Consider the following 1,360-nt stretch of genomic DNA (forward strand, 5'->3'; position numbering starts at 1 on the left):
GTCTTGGCGAGGATCTCCGAGACGGGGTAGCGGGACTCCCGGCGCACCGCCATGAAGATGCGGGGCATCACCGGGAAGTGGAACGCCATGTGGCATTCGTCGCCGCCCTTTTCGTAGTCGCCGAAGTAGTCGACCACGTCCTCCGGCCACTGGTTCGCCTCGGCCAGCAGCACGGTGTCCGGATACATCGCGTCGATCTCGCGCCTGACCCGCTTCAGGAACTCGTGGGAGGCCGGCAGGTTCTCGCAGTTGGTGCCCTCTTCGGCATACAGATAGGGCACCGCGTCCAGCCGGAAGCCGTCGATGCCCAGGTCCAGCCAGAACCGGAGCGCGGCCAGGACCTCCTCCTGCACCGCCGGGTTCTCGTAGTTGAGGTCGGGCTGGTGCGAGAAGAAGCGATGGAAGAAGTACTGGCCGCGCACCGGATCGAAGGTCCAGTTGGAGACCTCGGTGTCGACGAAGATGATCCGCGCGTCCTGGTACTGCTTGTCGTCGTCCGCCCACATGTAGAAGTCGCCGTACGGCCCCTCGGGGTCCTTGCGGGACTCCTGGAACCACGGGTGCTGGTCGCTGGTGTGGTTGACGACGAAGTCGATGATCACGCGCATGCCGCGCTGGTGGGCGGCGTCGACGAACTCGACGAAGTCGGCGAGGTCACCGAACTCGGGGAGTACCGCGGTGTAGTCGGAGACGTCGTAACCGCCGTCCCGCAGCGGGGACTTGAAGAACGGGGGGAGCCAGAGGCAGTCGACGCCCAGCCACTGCAGATAGTCGAGCTTGGCGGTCAGACCCTTCAGATCGCCGATGCCGTCACCGTCGCTGTCCTGGAAGGAACGGACCAGGACCTCGTAGAAGACGGCGCGTTTGAACCACTCCGGGTCCCGGTCCTTGGCAGGCGTGTCCTCGAAGGTGTCCTGGACGGGATCGTTGACAGTCATGACGCGCTGGGCCCTCCGTTCGCTGGTGTCGGTCGCCCTACCTGGAACACATGGGCCGACGCCCTGCCGGGTGTCAGGCACACATAGTTGGTCCTGCCCCATGAGTAGGTCTCACCTGTCAGTTCGTCCCGCACGGACAGGGCGGAGTTGCTGTCCAGGCCGAGTTGCGGCATGTCCAACGAGACCGTGGCCTCCTGGGTGTGGTGCGGATCAAGGTTGACGACCACCAGGACCGTGTCCGCCCCGGCGCGCTTGCTGTACGCGATGACGGAGTCGTTGTCCGTGTGGTGGAAGCTCAGGTTGCGCAGCCGCTGGAGCGCGGGGTGCCGGCGCCGGACGGTGTTGAGGCGGGTGACGAGGGGGGCGATGCCCTCGGTGTCGGCGCGGGTCCAGTCGCGGGGTTTGAGCTGGTACTTCTCGGA

At 65.7% G+C, this 1,360-nt stretch carries 2 protein-coding genes; both read right to left on the reverse strand.

The genetic code is table 11. The features are described from left to right. On the reverse strand, nucleotides 1-938 hold a 938-nt coding region (locus tag ABZ642_RS46420), incomplete at its 3' end, for an alpha-amylase family glycosyl hydrolase (RefSeq protein ID WP_360497797.1). Then, the coding region (locus ABZ642_RS46425; protein WP_360497800.1) for an alpha-glucosidase C-terminal domain-containing protein at nucleotides 935-1,360 on the reverse strand (426 nt) is incomplete at its 5' end. The genes ABZ642_RS46425 and ABZ642_RS46420, both read right to left, overlap by 4 nt.

The sequence above is a fragment of the Streptomyces sp. NPDC007157 genome (genome assembly GCF_040634235.1).
Taxonomy (GTDB): Bacteria; Actinomycetota; Actinomycetes; order Streptomycetales; family Streptomycetaceae; genus Streptomyces.